A 22,174-nucleotide genomic window follows, 5' to 3' on the forward strand; every position below is an offset into this window, starting at 1 on the left:
CTGAATTCATAACAAAACTATGATTTTAACAAGGAATGTGATTAATCTTCCTTTAACCGTTTATATTCTAATTATTTTATTCATATTCACTTCGTTCCTATCTCATATCCCTTGTTTTTTCTCGGAAGCTGAATTGCTCATTATTTAAGTAATTGGTCACAAATTCAAAATTATCATCACTAGAGATTAATTCTTGTCAATCGGTGAAATTTTGGCTTATTTATCTGGTTAATGTGGTAAATGTCATATTTTTTGACCACGTATGTTAATAAATGTTTTCTTTTGTGTTTTTATTATGTTTCTTTTGTTAAGTGTGTTTATATTGACGTCATGCTTAACAATTGATTAATTGATAAACGAAAAATAACAAAACAAGCTGGGACAGTGGCATTACAGGAAACGAACGCTGGGCTGGCTAGACACAATAAACATCACAAATGGAGCTTAAGTCATGATCATCTCCAAGAAAAAACAGTCCGGTTTGTTAAAACTGGGTGTTGGCCTTGTTGCACTGGCGGTAACGGCCAGCATTCAAGCCAAGACACTGGTTTACTGTTCTGAAGGTTCCCCTGAGGGCTTCAATCCGCAGTTATACACCACAGGGACAACTTATGATGCCAGTTCTACGACCATTTATAACCGTTTGGTGGATTTTAAATTAGGTACAACAGAGATCATCCCGAGTTTAGCTGAGAGCTGGGATGTGAGCGAAGATGGCAAGACATATACTTTCCATTTGCGCAAGGGCGTAAAATGGCAAAGCAGTAAGGATTTCAAGCCAACCCGTGATTTCAATGCCGATGACGTGATTTTTACCTTTATGCGTCAGAAGGATGCAAACCACCCGTACCATAAGGTGTCGGGAGGCAGCTATGAATATTTCATTGGCATGGATATGGGGAATATCATCAGCAAAGTAGACAAAATTGATGATTACACCATTCGCTTTGAACTTTCACACCCTGAAGCACCGTTCATCGCTAATCTGGCGATGGATTTCGCGTCTATCTTGTCTCAAGAATATGCCGATGTGATGATGAAGGCAGGTACACCGGAGAAAGTTGACCTGAACCCAATCGGAACAGGCCCGTTCCAACTACAGCAGTATCAGAAAGACTCCCGCATTCTTTATAAAGCATTCAAGGATTATTGGGCTGGCAAGGCGAAAATTGACCGTCTGGTCTTTTCCATCACGCCTGATGCTTCCGTCCGCTATGCAAAATTACAGAAAAACGAATGTCAAATCATGCCATACCCCAACCCGGCAGATATATCCCGCATGAAGAAGGATAAAGACATTGTGGTGAAAGAGCAGGCTGGTTTGAACGCCGGTTATCTTGCTTTCAATGTGACTAAGCCGCCGCTGGATAATCTGAAAGTGCGTCAGGCTCTGGCAATGGCCATCAATAAAGACGCCATCATTGATGCTGTGTATCAGGGGGCAGGACAAAAAGCGAAAAACCTGCTTCCTCCTACCATGTGGGGTTACAACAACGATATTAAAGATTACAGCTATGATCCCGCCAAGGCTAAGGAACTGCTGAAAGAAGCCGGCTTCCCGAATGGTTTTGAAACCGATTTGTGGGCCATGCCAATCCAACGTCCTTATAACCCGAACGCCCGCCGCATGGCGGAAATGATTCAGGCTGACTGGGCAAAAATTGGCGTTAAGGCCAAAATTGTCAGTTATGAATGGGGGGAATACCTGAAACGTGCCAGAGATGGTGAACCGAAAACCGTGATGATGGGGTGGACAGGGGATAACGGTGATCCTGATAACTTCTTCACGACGCAGTTTAGTTGCTCAGCCCGGGATAACGGTTCTAACTATGGCAAATGGTGTTACAAACCCTTTGAAGATATCCTCAAAGCAGCGCGCGAATCCTCTGATGTCAACAAACGCACAGAGCTTTATAAACAGGCTCAGGTTGTGATGCATGAACAAGTACCCGCAGTGATCATTGCTCACTCAACGGTTTACGAACCTATTCGCAAAGAAGTGAAAGGTTATGTGGTCGATTCTTTTGGGAAACACCATTTTTACAATGTTGATCTCAAATAACGCTTGCTGTTGAGCTGTTGTGATTGCCCATCCCGCAGATTTTTCTGTGGGATGGTTTCGCTTCTTTAATGGGCAAGTCAAATCTGGAATGACACCAAACGGCCTCAAGAGCCGTGACTGGTATTTAAAAAGAGAATTCAGGATATGCTGCAATTTATCCTCCGACGTCTGGGGTTAGTCATCCCGACGTTTATTGGTATCACGCTGCTGACTTTCGCTTTTGTGCATATGATCCCCGGCGACCCGGTGCTGATTATGGCGGGAGAACGTGGTGTTTCTGCTGAACGCTATGCTCAACTGATGGCTGAAATGGGGTTGGATAAACCTCTCTGGGAGCAATATTTTCATTATATCAATGGCGTAATGCATGGTGATTTAGGTCTCTCCCTGAAGAGCCGCATTCCTGTGTGGGATGAATTTGTTCCGCGCTTCAAAGCGACTTTAGAATTAGGCTTCTGCGCGATGTTACTCGCTATATCCGTCGGTATTCCGGTAGGGGTATTGGCAGCCGTTAAGCGTGGTTCCATCTTTGATCACACATCCATCGGTTTGTCATTAACAGGTTATTCCATGCCAATTTTCTGGTGGGGGATCATGTTAATCATGCTGGTTTCCGTCCAATGGGATCTGACGCCTGTTTCCGGCCGTATCAGTGATAGTGTGTTCCTTGATGACAGCTATCCCCTGACGGGATTTATGCTGATTGATACGCTGTTTTGGGGAGAAGACGGCGATTTTGTTGATGCCGTGATGCACATGCTTTTGCCTGCCATTGTTCTGGGTACAATCCCATTGGCGGTCATTGTTCGCATGACCCGTTCTGCCATGTTGGAAGTGCTGGGTGAAGATTATATTCGTACTGCGCGGGCAAAGGGGTTGAGCCGTGTTCGGGTCATCATCGTTCATGCTCTGCGCAATGCTCTTTTACCGGTCGTCACGGTCATCGGCCTGCAAGTCGGTATCATGCTGGCGGGGGCAATCCTGACAGAAACGATTTTTTCATGGCCGGGTTTGGGGCGTTGGCTGGTTGATGCGCTGCAACGCCGTGATTACCCGGTTGTACAGGGTGGTGTGCTGTTGGTGGCAACCATGATCATTTTAGTCAATCTCGTGGTCGATTTGCTGTATGGCATCGTCAATCCACGTATCCGCCATAAAAAATAAGGGGCACATGATGACTCAAACAACTGAGGCAGCGGTATCAGGTGCACCAAAATTAATGACACCGATGCAGGAATTCTGGTACTACTTCAAACGCAATAAAGGGGCTGTCATTGGCCTTATCTACATCATCCTGATGCTGCTGGTGGCGCTATTGGCCGGTATATTGGCCCCCCATGGGCCTGCGGAGCAGTTTCGGGATGCGTTGTTGACACCGCCGGCATGGCAAGAAGGCGGAAGCTGGCAGTTTATCCTCGGGACAGATGACGTTGGGCGCGATATTTTGTCCCGCCTGATGTATGGCGCACGCCTTTCATTGCTGGTTGGCTGTCTGGTCGTCCTGATGTCACTGATAATGGGCATTGCCCTGGGGGTGTTGGCGGGCTATTTTGGCGGCATCGTGGATATCATTGTCATGCGTGTCGTCGATATTATGCTGGCCCTGCCAAGCCTGTTGCTGGCATTGGTGCTGGTGGCCATCTTTGGCCCGTCCATTGTCAATGCATCGTTGGCGCTGACTTTTGTCGCCCTGCCTCACTATATCCGCCTGACCAGGGCGGCGGTGCTGGTTGAAGTGAACCGTGATTACGTTACGGCCTCTCAGGTCGCGGGGGCAGGCGCTATGCGCCAGATGTTCATCAATATCCTGCCAAACTGTCTTGCACCGCTGATTGTGCAGGCGTCATTGGGCTTTTCGAATGCCATTCTCGATATGGCAGCCTTAGGGTTTCTGGGAATGGGGGCACAGCCACCGACCCCAGAATGGGGAACCATGCTGGCAGATGTTCTGCAATTTACCCAGAGTGCATGGTGGGTTGTGACCTTCCCCGGGCTGGCCATCCTGTTGACGGTATTGGCGTTTAACCTAATGGGGGACGGGTTGCGTGATGCGCTCGATCCTAAGCTCAAGCAGTAGGGGTATTGTGAAATGGCATTGTTGAATGTAGATCAATTATCGGTGCACTTCGGCGACGAAGGGACACCTTTCCGCGCCGTTGACCGTATCAGCTACAGTGTTGAGCAGGGAGAGGTTGTCGGCATTGTCGGAGAATCCGGATCAGGCAAATCGGTCAGCTCACTGGCAATAATGGGGTTGATTGATTATCCGGGCAAGGTCATGGCGGAAAAGCTGGAATTTGATGGCTGTGACCTGAATAAAATTTCAGAAAAAGAGCGCCGTCAGCTGGTTGGGGCGGAAGTCGCGATGATTTTTCAGGACCCCATGACGAGCCTGAATCCGTGTTATACCGTGGGCTATCAGATCATGGAAGCCCTGAAAGTGCATCAGGGTGGAAATCGGAAAACCCGGCATCAAAGGGCTATCGATCTCCTGACTCAGGTCGGTATCCCCGATCCGGCTTCACGTTTGGACGTTTATCCGCACCAATTATCGGGAGGGATGAGTCAGCGTGTCATGATCGCCATGGCTATCGCCTGCCGGCCTAAACTCCTGATCGCGGATGAACCGACGACAGCACTGGACGTCACCATTCAGGCGCAAATCATCGAATTGCTGCTGGAGTTACAACAGCAAGAAAACATGGCATTGCTGCTGATCACGCACGACCTGGCGCTGGTTGCGGAAGCGGCGCATCACATTATCGTGATGTATGCGGGTCAGGTTGTGGAAATCGGCAAGGCAACAGAAATCTTCCGTGCGCCGAGGCATCCTTATACACAGGCATTATTGCGGGCTTTGCCTGAATTTGCCGTGGACAAGTCCCGTTTGGCATCACTGCCGGGTGTTGTGCCCGGAAAATATGACCGTCCGATGGGGTGTTTGCTCAATCCACGCTGCCCTTATGCCAATGAACAGTGCCGTCAGGCAGAGCCGCCGTTGAAAACCTTGGGAGGGCGTCAGGTTAAATGTCATATGCCATTGGATGATGAGGGGAGGCCGACAGTATGAGCATCCAACAAAATCGTGATCAGGAAAAGGCCAAGCCGATTTTACTGAAAGCCACGGATTTAAAAAAATACTACCCAGTGAAAACAGGTATGTTTTCACCTGAGCGCATGGTTAAGGCATTGGACGGGGTTTCATTTGAATTAGAAAAAGGCAAGACGTTGGCCGTTGTGGGGGAATCAGGTTGTGGAAAATCCACCTTGGGCCGCCTTCTGACCATGATTGAGAAGCCAACTGAGGGTGAGCTTTATTATTTGGGGCAAGATTTATTAGTACCCAATAAAGAAGCCGAAAAACTTCGCCGTCAGAAAATTCAGATTGTCTTTCAGAACCCTTATGCATCCTTGAATCCCCGTAAAAAAATAGGGCAGATTCTGGAAGAGCCATTGTTGATTAATACTTCACTGACAGCGGCGGAACGCAAGGAGCAGGTCTTGCAGATGATGGCGAAAGTGGGGCTGAAATCTGAACACTACCCACGTTATCCGCACATGTTTTCTGGTGGGCAACGTCAACGTATTGCCATTGCCCGTGGCTTGATGCTAAACCCTGATATCGTCGTTGCTGATGAACCGGTTTCTGCTCTGGATGTTTCGGTGCGGGCGCAGGTTTTGAATTTGATGATGGACTTACAGCAGGACTTGGGGCTGTCTTATGTCTTTATATCCCATGATCTCTCGGTTGTTGAACACATTGCTGATGAAGTCATGGTCATGTATTTAGGGCGCTGTGTTGAGAAAGGCAGCAAGGAAGTCATTTTTAATAATCCACGACATCCTTATACTCAGGCATTATTGTCTGCAACGCCTCGCCTGAATCCTGAACTTCGCCGTGAGCGCATTAAGCTGACGGGAGAGTTGCCGAGCCCGATGAATCCTCCTCCGGGGTGTGCTTTTGCCGCTCGTTGCCGGCGTGCATTGAGTTCATGTACTCAGTTTCAGCCGAAGTTGCAGCAATATGGTGAACAGCTAATTTCATGTTTCGCGGTTGAACAGGATGAAAATCGATCCACATAATCGCGTCTGGCCGTGGTATAACAGTGATGATGCTGGTCACTCGACATGTCACTCAATATACCCCGGTCATTTTATTCATTGAACTCATCAAAATAAGACGACCGTAGAGAAAATCAAGTATACTCACCCGCATTGTTAAGGTGTGCTATTCAGTATTTTTATAATTATCGGTTTGGATAAGATGAAGTTGCGTGTTAAACGTTCATTAACTATTAAACAAATGGCCGCAGTGACAGGTGTCACTTTGGTAACCATTGCTATTTTCATCATTATCCAGTTATCGCATTTATTGCAGCAACGGAAAGATGATTATATCAGCCAGCTTAACAACGCGGCAGCACAGATCCAGTCGCCTTTGGCGGAGGCGTTATTAAGCTCAGATCTCAATAAAGCAAAAACGCTGGTGGTTGGGCTAAAAACCTCGGGTATTCTGGGACGAGCGGATATTGTTTTACCCAATAATGTTAGGGTGATGAGCCTGAATTTTGCAGATCACCACCCAATCCCTAAGCTGGCAAAACAGCTTTTTGGCATTCCCGTTGAAGTTAATATCCCCCTTTACTTTTATGGGATATCACCAAAAGATGCACAGCCGCAGGGTCACCTTATCTTGCAGGTCGATTCTAATCGAGTATACCGTTTTGCCTTGAGTACACTTGCGTTAATGTTGACTACCTATTTATTACTCGCACTCATCCTTACGATATCAATAAGCTGGTGCATAAATCGTATTATCATACATCCATTACGTGATATTGCGCGGGAACTGAATGGAGAGCAATCACCGGCCCCCTTACCTTGCCCTGAAAGTCATCAGGATGATGAGTTAGGATTGTTGATAAAAGGCTACAATCGTCAGAGCAATAAGCAGAAAGTACAATCAAAATGAAACATTACCAGATAAATAATGGTCTAATCCTTGGTCGTTCTAATTATCTTAGATTTTGAAGGATAAAACTAAACAGGTAGGGGTATGTAAGAATGCAGAGTAACAAAATCGGATATCTTATTGGTGGCGTGATTCTGGCAACAACTTGCCTGGTTCAAGCAGAAACTTTGCAGCCTGATCCGGCTTGGCAACAAGGTAAACTTGATAATGGTTTCAGTTGGCAAATCTTACAGACACCACAGAGGCCGAATGACCGGATACAGCTTCGGTTATTAGTGAAAACAGGATCTCTGGCTGAGAAAACTCAACAAAAAGGTTATACCTACCTTATTCCCAAAATTGTTTTATCCAGTAGTAAGGGTTTATCATCTCAAAAACTTGAAAATCTGTGGCACAATGCGGTTGATACCAAAAACCCTTTCCCTCCAGCCATTGTTTCCTACGATTTTACCCTTTATAGCCTGAGCTTACCGAATAATCGCCCTGACTTATTGAAAGATGCCCTGACATGGTTGTCAAATATTGCGGGTGATGCTGTATTCACGGAGGAGACACTGGCTCAGGCCATGAAGAAAGCAGAGTATCCTGTCACGACTTTTCCACTGGATGTGCAAGATCCCGTATGGCATATGCGGTTGCAAGGCTCAACGCTGATTGACCACGATCCTGGCATGCAGGTATCAGAGCCAGTGGACATAAAGAAAGTCGAGAAATTTTATCGGCAATGGTACACGCCGGATGCGATGACGCTGTATATAGCAGGGCATGTTGACAATCGATTGATCTCAGAGCGGATTAATCAGGAATTCGGCACACTGGAAGGAAAACGGCAAACGCCTGTTTCCGTGCCGGTACTTCTGCCATTGAAAGTAGCAACGATTGGTGTGGAAAGCGATAAAGCTCAGCAAGATCATTTGTCCTTAACCTGGAATGTGAACTGGTTGCCCATCAATGACTCGCAGACTTTGCTTCAGTATTGGTTGAATGATCTGACACGCGAGGCGCTTTATCGCTACCTGCAATTGGGCCTGAAAGGGAAGCAGGATGATATGAAATTGGGCTTGGATTGCCGCGTACTTTACCAACGTGCGAGCTGCTCACTCAATTTGGATACACCTTCGGACAAACTGATGGAATCCACCTTGCAGCTGGCTGCTCAGTTGTCATCATTGCGTGAAAACGGATTACCGCAGGAACAGTTTGATGCGCTTTATGCCCAGAAAAAAGCGCATCTTCAACAGTTATTTGCTATGTATGCTCGAACAGAAACGGATGTCTTGATCAGCCAACGTTTGTTATCCCAACAAAATAACGTAATAGATATTGCCCCAGAACAATTTCAACGGCTGAGGCAGTCATTTTTATCTTCTCTGACCCCACAAATTTTGAATAAAAAACTGAAAGAGATGTTATCTCAAGAAATCTCTTTTATTTTGATACAACCAAAAGGTGAGGCAAAGGTTGATGTGAATCGCATTAAAGATAGCTTCAACCAGATAATGCGGCCAGAGTCGGTATTGGACACGCTGAAAGTACCTGAAGAGGTAAAAAAGGCAAAAGAGACAAAATAAAACTATCTCAGGCCCGAGTCACTCGTCGAAATGTGAGGTTATAACGAACCTGCTCTTGCAGTGGCTCGGGGGCAATCCCATTTTTAAGCGGCAAAATACCGTGATAGTTTAAGCGGGAATCCCCTCCCCACACGACAATATCACCATGGGTCAGCGTTATTCGCTGCTTCGGGTGTTCCCTTTGCAGCCCGCCGAATAAAAACGTGGCGGTTAATCCTAAAGAGACAGAGACGATAGGCTGGGATAAATCGTCTTCGTCTTTGTCCTGATGCAACGATAAACGCGAGCCTGGATAATATCGATTGATTAGGCAAGCGTCCGGCAAGAAATCTGAGTATCCGGCGTCGCTGGCAGCCTGTTGGGCTATCTGCCGGAATATTGCTGGCATCGAGGGCCATGCTTGCCCCGACAGTGGGTCTGTTCTGGTATAAAGATACCCTTGTTGGCTGCTAGTCCAACCCAAAGAGCCACAATTGGTTATCGCGATTGACATAACATGCCCGCTTGGTGTGACAAAATGGTAAAAGGGCGCTTGCTTTGCGACATTCATGATGTGATGCAATAAAGTATGGGCTTCACGATAAGCAAACCCCCGCAGGACAACGGAATCTTTTGCCAGCGGCTCTTGCCATTGGCGAGAGATGCTATCATCGTTGGCAAATAGAGAGTCTATCAGCATTTTTTGGCTTCCCGGGTTAGCAGACTACGTTTTCTTTCAATCCCCCAACGGTATCCGGATAAAGTGCCATCGCTCCTCACTACACGGTGGCATGGAATCGCGACTGCCAGTATATTGGCCGCACATGCGTTGGCAACGGCGCGAATGGCTTTGGGCGAACCAATGCGTCTGGCAATTTCAGCATAACTGACCGTCGTTCCCACCGGTATTTCCCGTAAGGCAAGCCAAACCCGCTGTTGAAAAGCGGTTCCGCGAATATCCAGAGGCAGATCCAGGCCGATTTCTGGTGTTTCGATAAATCCGACAACTTGCGCGATGAGTTGTTCAAAGTGATGATCACCACCAATAAGCTCAGCTTGCGGGAATTGGTCTTGGAGATCTTGCAGGAGTTTACTTGGATCATCTCCCAATAAAATGGCACAAATGCCTTTTTTGCTTTGGGCGACTAAAATGTACCCCAGCAAACAGACCCCTAAAGCAAAGTAAATTTGCATTCCTTTCCCGCCTGTTCGCCATATTTTGGGTGTCATGCCCAATAAATCAGATGATATTTCATAGAATCGGCTGCTGGAATTGAAACCGGCATCTAAAATAGCATGAGTGACATTGTCAGTTTGCCCTAAATTATCCCGTAATCGCTGGCCTCGGTAGGCACTGCCTGCAAACCGAAGATAATTCTTGAGTGATTTTTCTGACGAGTAACCTGTCATTCATTTCCCGGAGTGGTTTATTTCTATCTTTGATAGTGACACTGTTCTCCTTGATACCGGGGAAGTATTTTTCAAATAGGGCATTATCTATAATAGTTTTGCGAATCTCTTCTGTTGATTCAATATAAATGTATCGGATATTCCCTTTTATTTCCTCCCCGTTGGAAACCCATTGAGCAACCTGTTTGGAAACAGGGAAAATATGTGGGATTTTATGTTTATGGCAAAATAAAAACATATTTTTATTTCAGGTGTTTTTGGGGTTTATAAATATTTTTATATCATAAAATAGATTTGAATATCACGATGATTTTCTGGGTTATTGATATTGATGGCGTTTTTTATCCAATATCTTAATCAGGAAGCAATGACATAGGTTTTTTATTGGAATACCCAACAATATCTTTTCCGGATATTTTATTTTGGTGATTGCTCAAAAAGGGCGGTATAAACCGCCTTGATGTTGACCCTGTCATGATATTTTTTGGCTGTGGCTCTCAATTCAGTGAGTTATTTTTCGCGGGTAAGTGACTCCGGTTTTGTTTCTTTCGCCGTGGCTATCCATGCTGCACAAAATAGTGTCAGACGGGCGAAGAAATAAAAGAATGCCATCAAGCCAATCACTGAACCAAACGCCGCGCCTGAAGGAGAGCTGGCAAGGCGTGGCAGCATCATGGTCATAATATATTTGATGACTTCAAAGCCGATGGCAGCCATTAACGTGCCTTTGAACAAGGCTTTTCTTTCCGGCCGATGACGCGGCAGTATCCATAATATCCACAGGAATAACAAGTAGTTGGCTGAAACGGAAATCGCCATGCCAATGGATGTCCACGCAGGGTGAAGCCATTCAATGCCTTCCAATCCAAGGGCTCGGACGATAGTGGCCTGGGCTGAACCCGCAATGGAAGTCAGTGAAAGTGTAACGACCAACGCAAAGAGCAGCCCAAATAAAGAGAAGAAATCGCGGATATATTGAGAATGGATTTTTTCTTTATCTTCATGGTCCCGTTCCCAGACATCACGGGATTGGGCGAGGATGGCTTTACGCAGGTTACCCACCCAGTTCATCCCTGAATAAAGTGCAATGGCCAGACCGGTCAATCCTACGGTTGTTCTCTGGTTAACGGCGGTATCAACACTGTTTTTCAGAGTGTTGGCGAGAGAGGGATCACTGATGCTGTTAGCGATGCCATTGATCAGGCGTGCCAGTAAATCCGGGTTTGAGGCCAGCACGAACCCCGCAATGGCAAAAGAGAGCATCAGAATGGGGATCAGGGATAAAAATGAAAAATAGGTAATTGCCGCACCAAATTGGCTCCCCATCCGGTCATCGAAACGTTGTACAGCCCGGATGAAATGGGCGATAAAAGGAATTCGGCGGAGGGCATTTCCAATCCTGATCGTCATAGAAAGTGCTTTTTTGCTGTGGTGCAATCCTTTTTCTAACGGTGTGCGGTTGGGTTGTTCCCTGTTTTCATGGTCACTTGGCATTACATCCCCTTAAATCTGATTGTGCCTAATTTTACTCATGGCAATACCATGAGTATCTGGTCATGAATACCCATTGGGTATAGGCGAATATGACTATTTATTATGCTGATTAGTTACAGTGCATGGAGAAAAAGAGTAACAGGCAAAATGGAAAAGGCAACAGAGGAAAGTATGGCAAGAAGTCCGGTAGCCAGATGATTGGCTACCGGAGAAAGATCATATGTGAATTATGGGGATCAATCTAATTGACGACCTTTGACTCCACTGTTGATCGTTGGAAGCTCAGTATCGTGACTTTCATTTTTCATAAAAGGTACTTTACCGGAAAGGATATCTTTTTGAGCTGAGTTAGCCAGGCCTGCAATGGAATCAGGCACATTTGCACCCAGATTTCTGCCATTGTCATATCCCGTGACAGATTTCTGATGGATCTGTTGGGTGTTCAATGCCACAGCGCCTTGTGTACTGTCAATTTTGCTGCCCGTTAAAAAGGTGTTGTTGGCGATATTGAGATCCGCACCCTGATTGCCGGTCAGTGTTGTTTGCGTACCCACGGCTTCGCGGTTAAGGGCATCGTAGTTTCCTTTGAATTTGCCATTGTACCCTTTGAATGTTGCTGCCAACTGCTCTTTCAGGCCCTGAGGCTTGCCATCGGTTTTAGCCTGCTCATCTTTTGCTACCGGTGCTGTTGGAGCATCTCCTTTAACGGTTCTGCTGTAACCCACGCCGGCATCCAGACCAATATTCAGGCTGTGGGTGCTATCTTTGAGGCTTTCGAGATTGAGGTTACCACCGACTTTACCCGTGACTTGATCCGCAGAGACGTTTGCGCCTTTGAGGGAGGTATCACCCGCACTGGTCAGTGTGACATTGCCACCGGAAACTTGGGTATTGCGGTGAGTGGTTTGCTGGAGGCGGTCGACGCCGAATTTCAATTCACCCCCGATGTTGTATTTATTGTCAATGATCTTGTCAGCCGGATTGTTTGTGGCTGTATTGCCGCCCGCTTCATTGTCCCGGGCATTGGAGGACATTCCTCCTTTGGCTTTGGCACCCACATTCCAGCCATTGGTGTTGGCTGTGTCTTGTGCTGAGGTCAGGTCAATCTTTCCACGTTGTGCGGTGAAATCGACTTGTTTACCGGAAACATTGGCACCCTGTAATGCCAAATGGTTACCTGCGTTCAGGTTGACCCCTTGCTTGCCTGTCAATGTGCTGGTTTGAGCGGTGGTGTTGTTCTGGTGATGAGTGTTGTAACCGGCACCCAAGCTGCCGCTGAAGTTTTTCCCGTCAGGCTTGGTTCCTGCGGTCAGAGACATTTCACCATTGTAACCGTTGCTTGTTTGCTCGCTGCGGTTGGTGGCCTGATTGAAACGAATATTTCCGCCGGCATCAACATGAGCAGAGCCTGTACCGGCGTTCATGGATGTGCCTTGGTAACGGGCATCTCTATTAACCCGGACATCAATGCCGTTTTGGGCATTAATGCTGCCGGTGACTGCGTTGGTATCGTTGTTGGATTTTTCCTGATAGCTGCCACTGCCTTTGCCATTGACGGAAATATCTGCACCGGTTGTGGTATAAACCCGCAAACGGGCAGCTCCGGTGGTGTCAGCGGTACGGCTGTTTTGGCTGTTGAATGCGGCTTCGCTGGTGTGGCTGCCTGACGCTAAAGATACGCTGCCTTGATTGGCTTGGTATTGCGTGCCTTGGTCATAGACATCGCCATTTGCGGTGATATTGATGTCGCCCGCTGTAACCGTCGTCACCACAGCATTGGATTGGTGGTTATTGCTGTAATGGCTCTTGCCGTTCATCTCCAGTTCAATGCCGACGTCGGGTAAACCGGTTTTGACGATAGCACCATCCACTTTCTTGTCTGCGGCGGCTTTGACTGTTTTTTCCACAGGGCGGGTAGTTGCACTGTAATCCGCGGTGCCGCTGATTTCACCACCCACCTGCAATTGATTGGTTGAGTGGGTTTGTGTATTGGCTGCCGCGATGTTTTTAATGTTGCCTGCGTTGGCCTGATAATGGCCTTTTACCTGATGGTCAGTCCCTTGCTGTTTCAGCTCTCCCCTCGCGTTCAGTTCAAGATTGCCGGTAACCTGCGTTTTTGTCACTGCGGCTGTCGTCTGGCCTTGAGATTGTTGGTCGTGGTTGTAAACCCCTTCTACACCTCCACCGAGTTTATCCATGCCGCCGGTAATAAACACGCTGCTACGGAGTTTTTCTTGTGACGTGGCTGTTGATGTGCTGTTTTCTCCTGCCAACAGAGCAATATTGTTGCCGGTTATTTTGGCATCACCCTGTGTCGTCAACAGATTTGAACCTGTAACGGTAACATTCTGGCCTGCATTGACGGAGATAGAGCCTCCGTTCAGTTCTGATGCATGTTGTGTTGTCCCTTCATCCCTCTGCTTGTTGTAGGTGTGCTCAAAACCAACACCGGCACGGTATTGATTGTCTTTGACATCTTTTGCGTAGTAATGCCAGTCAAGATTGGTGTTTTCTTTCTGAGACTGGTTTTGTTCACCGTAGTTCAGGACATTGATATTGCCAGAGGTGTTTAATTGCATCTCTCCGGCACTTTTCACCAGACTGCCAATCACATTGATATCTTTATTGCTGAGCAATTTCAGGTCGGTATCGGAAATCAACGAGCTGCCGGATGATTTTTGCTGTTTATTCTGCTCTTGCTGTGTGTTTTTGGTGATGTTGAAGATCGTGCCTTTTCTCTCATCCACTTCTGTATGAATATGGCGGACGGCGTTATCAATGGTCAGTTGCCCATCATTGGCTTCAACATACGCCCCTTTGTGAGCTTTGACTGTACTGCCCGTAATGGTGACACCATTCTCGCCTGACAGCAGTAAATGCCCGCCTGCCGTGATTTCCGAAATATGGTGTTCTTCGGATTTATCCCGGTTGCCTTTCTTGCTGCCGCCGGCAATTCCGCCCCAATACGTTTTATCCTTGATAAGGTTTTGATCATCAATCAGGGACTGAACGGTAATGTTGGTTTGCTGGCCCGCAGAAACGATCAGATTTTTGTCTGAATGGATCTGAGTTCCTCTAATGTCAACATGTTCTCCGGCGTTGATGCCGATGTCTCCGCCTGAACGAAGTTCATTGCCGGTACTTTTTTGGGTGGTGTTGATTTTGCTCCAGTGCCCGGTTTGCAGTGATGCTTTATGGTTCTTTTTATAACCGTTTTCCGTGGTTATTTCTGACTCCACCAATCCGGCCAGTTTGATATCTTTTTTGGCCGAAACAGATAACTGGTTGCCTGCGCTCACCTTACTGCCAAATACCTCAGCGTTGCCTTCAGTGGCGGACAGGTGAGCATTTTCCCGGGCATTTATCGTACTGCCCTCATACTGATATTGTTCATTCCGGTTAGTGATGTCATATTGCCAGCTCATTTTCCATTCATTATTGGTATTGCTGTCGAGTTGGTGCAGTTGCTGTCCGTCGACTTTCAGGTCAGCGCCGGCTAATTTGACATTATCTCCGTCTATGTTGGTTGCCATGACTTGATTGTTTTGTTTGGCAACCAGCGTGATGTTTTTGCCTTTCAACTCTGTTCGGGCGATAGATTCACTGGTTTGTGCCTGTTGGGTATACACACCACTAAACGTGCTTTGGTGGTTACCCGTACCCGTATTTTCGGATGAAGATTGATACAGCCGGCCCTGAGACAACACATTATTGCCTTTCAGCGAAATATCACCGCCTTTCAGTGTTGCGGCTTCCAGCTTCACATCGCCGAGGGATTCAATATCAATGCCATTATTGGCGGTCATTTGGCCCTGTAGGTTAACGCCGCTTCCTTCTGCTGTGTTCATCAGGCGGATACGGCCTGCTTGCATACTGCCAAAATAGTAGCTGTCGAGTGATCCCATTGCCGGCTGTTGTGACGCCAGAATCTGGCCATCTGCGGAAATCTGGTTGTTGCCCGTGGTAATGTTAAGATTTTTAGGCGTGATAATCTGACCATAATTATCGATTTTGGGGGCAATCAGATTCAGGACATCAGTATGGTGAAGCCCATTGTTTCTGATACTCAACGCGTTTTGGTTATTGAACGTGTTAAATCCTTGCAAGATCCCATTTTCAACTAACGGATTGCCGACAACCAGTGAGGCTTGATTGGTATTGATAAAACCACAACCGTTACACGTGATGCCGTTGGGGTTAGCCAGAACATAATCAGCAGCCATGCCGAAGATTTCCTGTTTGCCCAGCAACAGTGAAGGGTTGCGGCTGATGACTTCATTGAGGATCACGCTTGCAGCCTGACCATTCAGGTTGCTGTTGGCGGAGAGTTGCCCGGCCAATTGTGATTGCCCGTTAACCAGGGAGTTATTTAATACTGCGCCCATCTGGTTAACATTGAAATCCTGATATTGGTTATGTGACAGGCCTGAGTTGGATGGGGCAACAATGTTTATCACTGCTGGCCCGTTATCGGAGAGGTTAACATCGGGACGATGTGCGGCATCACCTGCCGGAGTAATGCCGTTGGCAAAACTGGTGGAGCAGGTTGCCAGTATGATTGCCAGAGATGCTGAGAGTTTTCCCGTAGGAGATAATCTGAATATTTTTTTTCTCATGTTATTACCTTTATCTACTTTCTTTTTCGCTGTGTGCAGCTTTTTTGGTATATGCCTGTCGTCCTATAAGGGCACAACTCCCCAATTGGCTGCGGTTAAAAATGCCAAGTGGTTCAAAAAACTAAAACGTGTAAGAAAATCGGGCTAGCAGTTGTGTCGGCTCATTGGCATACCGGTACTGACGGGACAAAATCCGGCCTCTGCTTATCTCAATATCTGCTAAAAATGGCTGATAACGCAGTGTCAGGCCCGCGCTTAATCCGGCACTACTTCCCCAACCCTCAGAAAGGTAGTGGCTTTTGGTTTGCCCGATATCAACACCACCGCGCAAAGACAGCGAGCCTTTGGCAATGGGAATTGAATGGGACAGTGTGTTTCTCAAAGACCAGCCGTTATCGCCCGACAGGACATTTTTGCTGAACCCCCGCACGGTATTCCGATCGGTCAGATTCAGCCATTCAACTCCCGGTAAGCTTTGTGGGCTGTATTGCGCATAAAATTGGCTACTGAATTGATAAGTCTGGCCAAAGAGTGCGAAATATTGTTGGTAATTCGCTGAAAACTTACCTTTGGTAAACCGTTTGTTCAGATTGCCGGTGCTGGCTTGGTCGTTAAACCAAGGCATTCTGTGCTCAGCACTCAGATCGACCGAAATCAACCCGTGGGAGATGAGTTGCAAATGGTTAAAACCCAGTTCAAACAGGCTGAATGTCTGGCTGCTGATAAAGATTTTGGAATTCTCAAAGTAGTTGTTGTAACTCTTGTAAATCCACTGAGTGTATAAAGTATCAATCTGGGTCTGATTGCGGTGAAATCCCCAGTCAATGCGCATTCCTGTCTGCTGGGCATTCCCGTGTAACTTGATGGTATGCAGTTTTAACCGTGGATGGCTGGTATATTGGGAGTAGCTGTTGAATCCACTGAAAGTCAGCGCCCCATAAGGCAGGGAATAGAACAGGGTATAGGCGCGACTGTACTGAGTATCTGGTTTATCAACGGTTGTGCTGCCACTGAGATTGATGAAATCAGACAATCCCAATGGGCTGTCAACGCTGGCATTCAGTCGGGTGATCCATTTCCCTGTGCTTTTCTGACCATAATTATCGGTTGTGGTTGTTATTCTCCATGGGGTGGAATGCTTATTGTGCAGCCTGATGATCGAAGCCCCATTGACGGAACCCGGCAAAATATCCAGCGTTGTCTTGTTTGATTGCAGACGGTTGGCTTGATCTAATCCCTGATCCAATTGGTCCAGGTTCAGTGGATTATTGAGCAGGTTCGGAAATAATGTCCGGCTGTTGACCCAGCGATCTTCTCCTTCTATTGCTTCGACAAAACCTTCAATAACATTTATTCCCAATTCACCATCGGCATTGGGGGGAATAAATTGTACTCGTGCCGTAATATAACCTTTATCAATATAAAGATTCGTGATTTCCGCTGATAAGGTATTGATGTTATTGCTGGTGATACAGTGATCGGGCAACGCACTGAGTGTTTTTAGCTCAGTCATGGAGAGCAGGGTAATGCCCTGAATATAAACCCCGTTGATGGTCAGGCATGGCGGGGCATCCTCCAGCTTGGGTGAAACGGCTTGAGGGGAAATACTCTCTGACCGATTGATTAATCCCTGATGACGGCGCTCTTCAATTAATTGCTCTATTTCTCTTGAATTGTCTTGCCAGATTCTTTTTGTTTCATTAATGGAAGAAATAGAGTTAAGTTCTTCAGGTGAGGCGATTACCTGAAACGAGGTACATAGTAAGATAAAAGTTGCCGTCCTTTTAATCATAGGAGTGCCCGAATGACAATAATTGATGGTAAAGTGTTCGTATTGGCTTAGGAATAAACCTCCTGAGTTATTAATTAAGCATTAGAGCATAGAAAATATTTTATGTTGTTCTGATTAGCATTCAGTTTCATCACTGAATTGTTTTTTGTAGTTATATATTTACGTTAGTGATTTATTATAAGTCGTTTTACTTAATTCTTTTTTAATTATAAGGAGTTAAATCAAATTTTATTGGGGGTTAATGAAAAATAGACTTTATTAATGTGTGGATAAACTTTATGGATGAAAAGTGCTTTTTATGAATGAATGAAAAAATTAATTTAAAGGAAATTAAATCCTATTACAGGCATGATACTCATGGTAAGAGGAGGGGGAATTTGAAATAGGAACAACATCATTTTGCGCCAAATGGTAAAGGCGTGTCGCTTTTTGGCAGGGAACTCACTCAGGGGAGCGTAAAATGGCTGACTTTGAGTATGGCTACTTAAATGGGCGTGGTTTTGTAAAATCCCCCGTCAGTAAGCATGGATGTTTTTTATGGGTTTTCTAGGGCAGAAAATGGCAGTGTATAAATATCGAACAACTTTATCGATTCGTTGAGCGAGTTAATCACTTAAATGATAATTTATCTATTATATAAATAATAAGTATATAAATTTCAAATATAAATAAATATTTGAAAATAGAATATAAAAGAAAAATAAGAAATCAATATAATAATGAACGTAAAAATAATGAACGTAAATAAAAGCAGATTAAATCAATGTGCTATTTATTCAGCCAATGAATAAATATCCATTGGCTGAAATATGACTACTTAATATTTAAGGAAGACAATATTAAGCAGAAATTGGCGCGCGCCAGTCGTCAGCACCAGAAGTGCCTGCAACAGTGTGTTCCCACTCAATCTTACGGTAAGAAAGAGAAACACGAATTAATTGAGTAAACTCTGATTTTGCTGGGTCTTGGCAGTGTGGCATTTTGCAATCGATATCAACGATTGTTGCGTCTACCAGACGAGTTGTGAAGAAATGCTCTTGTTTACCTTCAATAGAAGTACGGTACCATTTCAATTCTACTTCTGTCAGCATTTCACCAGAAGCCAGCGCGTTGTACATCAAAGGAACGGCTTTATTTAATGCAACGGTGAAGCGGAATGGTTTATGAGCACGCTGGCCTGAAGGCTGTCCAGATTGTGGATCAGTCGGGACAGTAACAATGTGGTCAAATTCTTGAACCAGCATTTCATCTTCGTGGCCTTCCACAAAAATATTACCTACAGATTCAGCAGTGAATGAACTTGCAGTAATATGGCCCTGAGTTTTACCTTTGATAGAAATATAACATGGAGTTGGCATATGAATATCCTATAAAATTATTACCAATAAATGAGTGAAAGTGTTCGTTTGTTTCCTTGCGTTATTATTCAATTTAAACATCAAATGAAATTTTCGCGTCCCAAACACTTGGACCGAATAATAAGGCTGAAATTGGTCAATGCAAAATTATTTTGAAATAGCAATATGCATTTTTATTCAATGGCAAATAAAAATTTTATAATTATTGCTGTTGCAATATTAAATGTTGATTTTTTATAAAAAGTTGCTTTTTAATCTTTCTTTTTAAGAGCTTTTTGTTTTTTAATTTTTATTAACAATTTGATTTATATTGTATTTTTTATTTATGTATCTTATTTATTCATGATCATTCCAAAGGTGTGATATATATCACAAAATAAAGTGGGTATATAGATGATATGGCGTTAAATTAAACAGGGCGTCATAAAGAAACATCATGCAGCACTTTTTTAGGGTGTTTTCCAATGCTATACTTCACCAGTTTAAATATTGGGTTTATTTATTTCTATAGAATTGATTAACGGTGGATTTAGATGCTTTAAAATGAGGATAAGGAAAATTTTCTTCTTTTGTTTGGTCAATAAGTTTATAACTCACCATAAGCGCATATAGACAAATCAAAAGATCAAATAGAGGGTGTTATCCAGTTTTGTTTCGACTTTACATAAAAAAAATAAAATGTAAAACTCGAACCCGACGGTTTTTTATAACAATGTTATCTCCATATTGGATAGGGCATATATGATTGTTTAACTATATTCTGATATGAAACTATTCGTGTTTTAGTAAATGCAGAACTCTTCTTAACCTGTTTTTCAGGTGGGATTTCTGTATTTGTTATATGGGTAAACATTTAAACCATTTTCTCACCAATAATGGATTTTTAGACAGTTGATGGTTGTATTAGCCAAAGGATTAAAATATGAGTAAGAATAGTCCAGGTAGTGTAGCTCCGAAAGAAAGAATCAATATTAAATATGTTCCGAATACCGGTGATCAAACCGCAGAAGTTGAATTGCCTCTGAATCTTCTCGTTATTGGTGATTTAAAAGGAAAAGCTGAAGATACACCAATTGAAGAACGCCAGACGGTTTCTATTAATAAGAACAATTTTAATTCTGTTATGAACGAGGCGAACATCAGCCTGAATTTTCATGTTCCTAACCGTCTCGAAGAAGACAGCGACGAAGAGCTAGCCGTTAATCTTGACATCAATTCACTGAATGATTTCTCGCCAGATAATATCGCTAAAAGTGTCCCTGAATTAAATAAACTCCTCGAACTTCGTGAAGCGTTGGTTGCATTGAAAGGCCCATTGGGAAATATCCCTGCATTTCGTGCTCGCATGCAGTCATTGCTGGATGATGAATCCGTCCGAGAGCAACTCCTGAAAGAACTTGAAATCGTTAATAAAAAATAACTGGTTAAAGGAATTTTTACATGTCTCAGCATGAAGAACACAGCATAGCTACGGCTTCTGGCGCCACGACGACTTTGCTTGATGAGATTATGTCTCAAACGAGAATGACACCGGAAAATGATGGCTATTACATCGCGAAACAAGGTGTCGCCGCATTTATTGGCAGTATCTTGGACACAGGCTCTAACGAAGAACCCATCAATAAACTGCTTGTTGATAAGATGATTGTTGAGTTGGATAAAAAACTCAGCGAGCAGATGGATGAAATCATGCATGCCAAGCCATTCCAGGAGCTGGAATCTTCTTGGCGTTCACTGAAAATTCTGGTGGATCGCACGGATTTCCGTGAAAACATCAAAATCAACGTGATCCATGCAACGAAAGGTGAGTTGCTGGAAGATTTTGAATTTTCCCCTGAAATCATTCAGTCCGGTTTCTACAAACACGTTTATTCTACGGGGTACGGTCAGTTCGGTGGTGAACCTGTGGCCGCGGTCATCGGTAACTATGCGTTCAACAATACAGCGCCTGACATGAAACTCATGAAGTATGTCAGTTCAGTCGGGGCGATGGCGCATGCTCCGTTCCTCTCTTCGGTTGCACCGGACTTTTTCGGCATCAACAGCTTTACTGAACTGCCTGCCATCAAAGATCTGAAATCTGCTTTTGAAGGCCCGACACACACGAAATGGCGTATGCTGCGTGAATCAGAAGATGCGCGTTATCTGGGGCTGACGACTCCGCGTTTCTTGTTGCGCCTGCCTTATTCCACTGTTGAGAATCCAATCAAGAACTTCAACTATCAGGAAAATGTCAGCCGTGACCATGAACATTTCCTGTGGGGTAACACCGCGTATTTATTGGCAAGTTGTCTGACTGACAGTTTTGCTAAATATCGCTGGTGCCCGAATATCATCGGCCCGCAAAGCGGTGGTGCAGTGAATGATTTGCCTGTGCATCTGTATGAAGCCATGGGTGAAATTCAGGCGAAGATCCCAACGGAAGTTCTGATTACCGATCGTCGTGAATTTGAACTGGCGGAAGAAGGCTTCATCACGCTGACCATGCGCAAGGGCAGTGACAATGCCGCGTTTTTCTCTGCAAACTCCGTGCAGAAGCCAAAAAATTTCCCGAATACCCGTGAAGGCAAAAACGCAGAAACCAACTACAAGCTGGGTACACAGCTTCCATACATGTTCATCATCAACCGCCTAGCTCACTACATCAAAGTGTTGCAGCGTGAACAGATCGGTGCCTGGAAAGAGCGTCAGGATCTGGAGCGTGAACTGAACATGTGGCTGAAACAATACATTGCGGATCAGGAAAACCCACCAACAGACGTTCGTAGCCGCCGTCCTTTGCGTGCTGCTGAAATTCAGGTTCTGGATGTTGAGGGTGATCCGGGCTGGTATAAGGTTGCCATCCACGTTTGCCCGCATTTCAAATACATGGGGGCAAGTTTCGAACTGTCTCTGGTTGGGCGTTTAGATAAGGATTAAT

General features: G+C 45.2%; 14 protein-coding genes and 1 pseudogene. 9 read left to right on the forward strand and 6 right to left on the reverse strand.

Annotation, left to right across the window (positions count from 1 at the left end):
* The first annotated feature begins 451 nt into the window (after positions 1–451).
* From dppA to Xsze_RS05475, 7 genes are all read left to right on the forward strand, one after another.
* Complete coding sequence (gene dppA / locus Xsze_RS05445; protein ID WP_038241065.1) at positions 452–2,062, forward strand: dipeptide ABC transporter periplasmic-binding protein DppA; 1,611 nt, start codon at positions 452–454, stop codon at positions 2,060–2,062.
* A gap of 144 nt (positions 2,063–2,206) precedes the next feature.
* On the forward strand, positions 2,207–3,226 hold the full coding sequence (gene dppB, locus Xsze_RS05450) for a dipeptide ABC transporter permease DppB (protein WP_038241066.1): 1,020 nt from the start codon (positions 2,207–2,209) through the stop codon (positions 3,224–3,226).
* A gap of 10 nt (positions 3,227–3,236) precedes the next feature.
* Positions 3,237–4,139, forward strand: a complete 903-nt coding sequence (dppC, locus tag Xsze_RS05455) for a dipeptide ABC transporter permease DppC (protein ID WP_038241067.1) — start codon at positions 3,237–3,239, stop codon at positions 4,137–4,139.
* 12 nt (positions 4,140–4,151) lie between these two features.
* A complete protein-coding gene (gene dppD / locus Xsze_RS05460) occupies positions 4,152–5,132 on the forward strand; it encodes a dipeptide ABC transporter ATP-binding protein (protein WP_038241068.1) in 981 nt (326 codons plus the stop codon).
* Positions 5,129–6,145: a dipeptide ABC transporter ATP-binding subunit DppF gene (gene dppF, locus Xsze_RS05465; protein ID WP_038241069.1), complete on the forward strand. Its 1,017-nt coding sequence runs from the start codon at positions 5,129–5,131 to the stop codon at positions 6,143–6,145. The genes dppD and dppF overlap by 4 nt, the downstream gene beginning before the upstream one ends.
* A gap of 181 nt (positions 6,146–6,326) precedes the next feature.
* A complete protein-coding gene (locus Xsze_RS05470) occupies positions 6,327–7,034 on the forward strand; it encodes a HAMP domain-containing protein (RefSeq protein WP_038241073.1) in 708 nt (235 codons plus the stop codon).
* Between the two features lie 92 nt (positions 7,035–7,126).
* The gene (locus Xsze_RS05475) at positions 7,127–8,605 is read left to right on the forward strand and encodes an insulinase family protein (RefSeq protein ID WP_038241076.1); all 1,479 of its coding nucleotides are present in this window, start codon (positions 7,127–7,129) and stop codon (positions 8,603–8,605) included.
* Positions 8,606–8,612: 7 nt separating this feature from the next.
* Here the strand turns inward: Xsze_RS05475 and alkB are convergent, their stop codons facing one another.
* From alkB to Xsze_RS05505, 6 genes and pseudogenes are all read right to left on the reverse strand, one after another.
* Complete coding sequence (gene alkB / locus Xsze_RS05480) at positions 8,613–9,281, reverse strand: DNA oxidative demethylase AlkB (protein ID WP_422645798.1); 669 nt, start codon at positions 9,279–9,281, stop codon at positions 8,613–8,615.
* Positions 9,278–9,937, reverse strand: a pseudogene (locus Xsze_RS05485) (methylated-DNA--[protein]-cysteine S-methyltransferase); the annotation flags it as partial. The gene alkB and the pseudogene Xsze_RS05485, both read right to left, overlap by 4 nt.
* A gap of 567 nt (positions 9,938–10,504) precedes the next feature.
* Positions 10,505–11,488 (reverse strand): inner membrane protein YhjD, encoded by a 984-nt coding sequence (gene yhjD / locus Xsze_RS05490; protein ID WP_038241086.1) that lies wholly within the window; start codon positions 11,486–11,488, stop codon positions 10,505–10,507.
* 236 nt (positions 11,489–11,724) lie between these two features.
* A complete protein-coding gene (locus Xsze_RS05495; protein ID WP_038241088.1) occupies positions 11,725–16,104 on the reverse strand; it encodes a hemagglutinin repeat-containing protein in 4,380 nt (1,459 codons plus the stop codon).
* Between the two features lie 121 nt (positions 16,105–16,225).
* The gene (locus tag Xsze_RS05500; protein ID WP_038241091.1) at positions 16,226–17,896 is read right to left on the reverse strand and encodes a ShlB/FhaC/HecB family hemolysin secretion/activation protein; all 1,671 of its coding nucleotides are present in this window, start codon (positions 17,894–17,896) and stop codon (positions 16,226–16,228) included.
* An 839-nt stretch (positions 17,897–18,735) separates the two neighbouring features.
* The gene (locus Xsze_RS05505; protein ID WP_038241092.1) at positions 18,736–19,254 is read right to left on the reverse strand and encodes an Hcp family type VI secretion system effector; all 519 of its coding nucleotides are present in this window, start codon (positions 19,252–19,254) and stop codon (positions 18,736–18,738) included.
* Positions 19,255–20,176: 922 nt separating this feature from the next.
* Between Xsze_RS05505 and tssB the strand changes: the two genes are divergently transcribed.
* Together tssB and tssC are read left to right on the forward strand one after the other, a co-directional pair.
* A complete protein-coding gene (gene tssB / locus Xsze_RS05510; protein ID WP_038241093.1) occupies positions 20,177–20,674 on the forward strand; it encodes a type VI secretion system contractile sheath small subunit in 498 nt (165 codons plus the stop codon).
* Positions 20,675–20,694: 20 nt separating this feature from the next.
* A complete protein-coding gene (gene tssC, locus Xsze_RS05515) occupies positions 20,695–22,173 on the forward strand; it encodes a type VI secretion system contractile sheath large subunit (protein WP_038241094.1) in 1,479 nt (492 codons plus the stop codon).
* The last annotated feature ends 1 nt before the right edge of the window (position 22,174 follow it).

The organism is Xenorhabdus szentirmaii DSM 16338, assembly GCF_002632585.1.
Taxonomy (GTDB): domain Bacteria; phylum Pseudomonadota; class Gammaproteobacteria; order Enterobacterales; family Enterobacteriaceae; genus Xenorhabdus; species Xenorhabdus szentirmaii.

Bases quoted from the DNA above. Each gene is read 5' to 3' on its own strand.
- Xsze_RS05470 (WP_038241073.1), top strand. From the start codon at position 6,327: ATGAAGTTGCGTGTTAAACGTTCATTAACTATTAAACAAATGGCCGCA.
- Xsze_RS05505 (WP_038241092.1), bottom strand. From the start codon at position 19,254: ATGCCAACTCCATGTTATATTTCTATCAAAGGTAAAACTCAGGGCCAT.
- dppC (WP_038241067.1), top strand. From the start codon at position 3,237: ATGACTCAAACAACTGAGGCAGCGGTATCAGGTGCACCAAAATTAATG.
- dppF (WP_038241069.1), top strand. From the start codon at position 5,129: ATGAGCATCCAACAAAATCGTGATCAGGAAAAGGCCAAGCCGATTTTA.
- Xsze_RS05500 (WP_038241091.1), bottom strand. From the start codon at position 17,896: ATGATTAAAAGGACGGCAACTTTTATCTTACTATGTACCTCGTTTCAG.
- yhjD (WP_038241086.1), bottom strand. From the start codon at position 11,488: ATGCCAAGTGACCATGAAAACAGGGAACAACCCAACCGCACACCGTTA.
- dppD (WP_038241068.1), top strand. From the start codon at position 4,152: ATGGCATTGTTGAATGTAGATCAATTATCGGTGCACTTCGGCGACGAA.
- Xsze_RS05495 (WP_038241088.1), bottom strand. From the start codon at position 16,104: ATGAGAAAAAAAATATTCAGATTATCTCCTACGGGAAAACTCTCAGCA.
- tssB (WP_038241093.1), top strand. From the start codon at position 20,177: ATGAGTAAGAATAGTCCAGGTAGTGTAGCTCCGAAAGAAAGAATCAAT.
- dppB (WP_038241066.1), top strand. From the start codon at position 2,207: ATGCTGCAATTTATCCTCCGACGTCTGGGGTTAGTCATCCCGACGTTT.
- Xsze_RS05475 (WP_038241076.1), top strand. From the start codon at position 7,127: ATGCAGAGTAACAAAATCGGATATCTTATTGGTGGCGTGATTCTGGCA.
- tssC (WP_038241094.1), top strand. From the start codon at position 20,695: ATGTCTCAGCATGAAGAACACAGCATAGCTACGGCTTCTGGCGCCACG.
- dppA (WP_038241065.1), top strand. From the start codon at position 452: ATGATCATCTCCAAGAAAAAACAGTCCGGTTTGTTAAAACTGGGTGTT.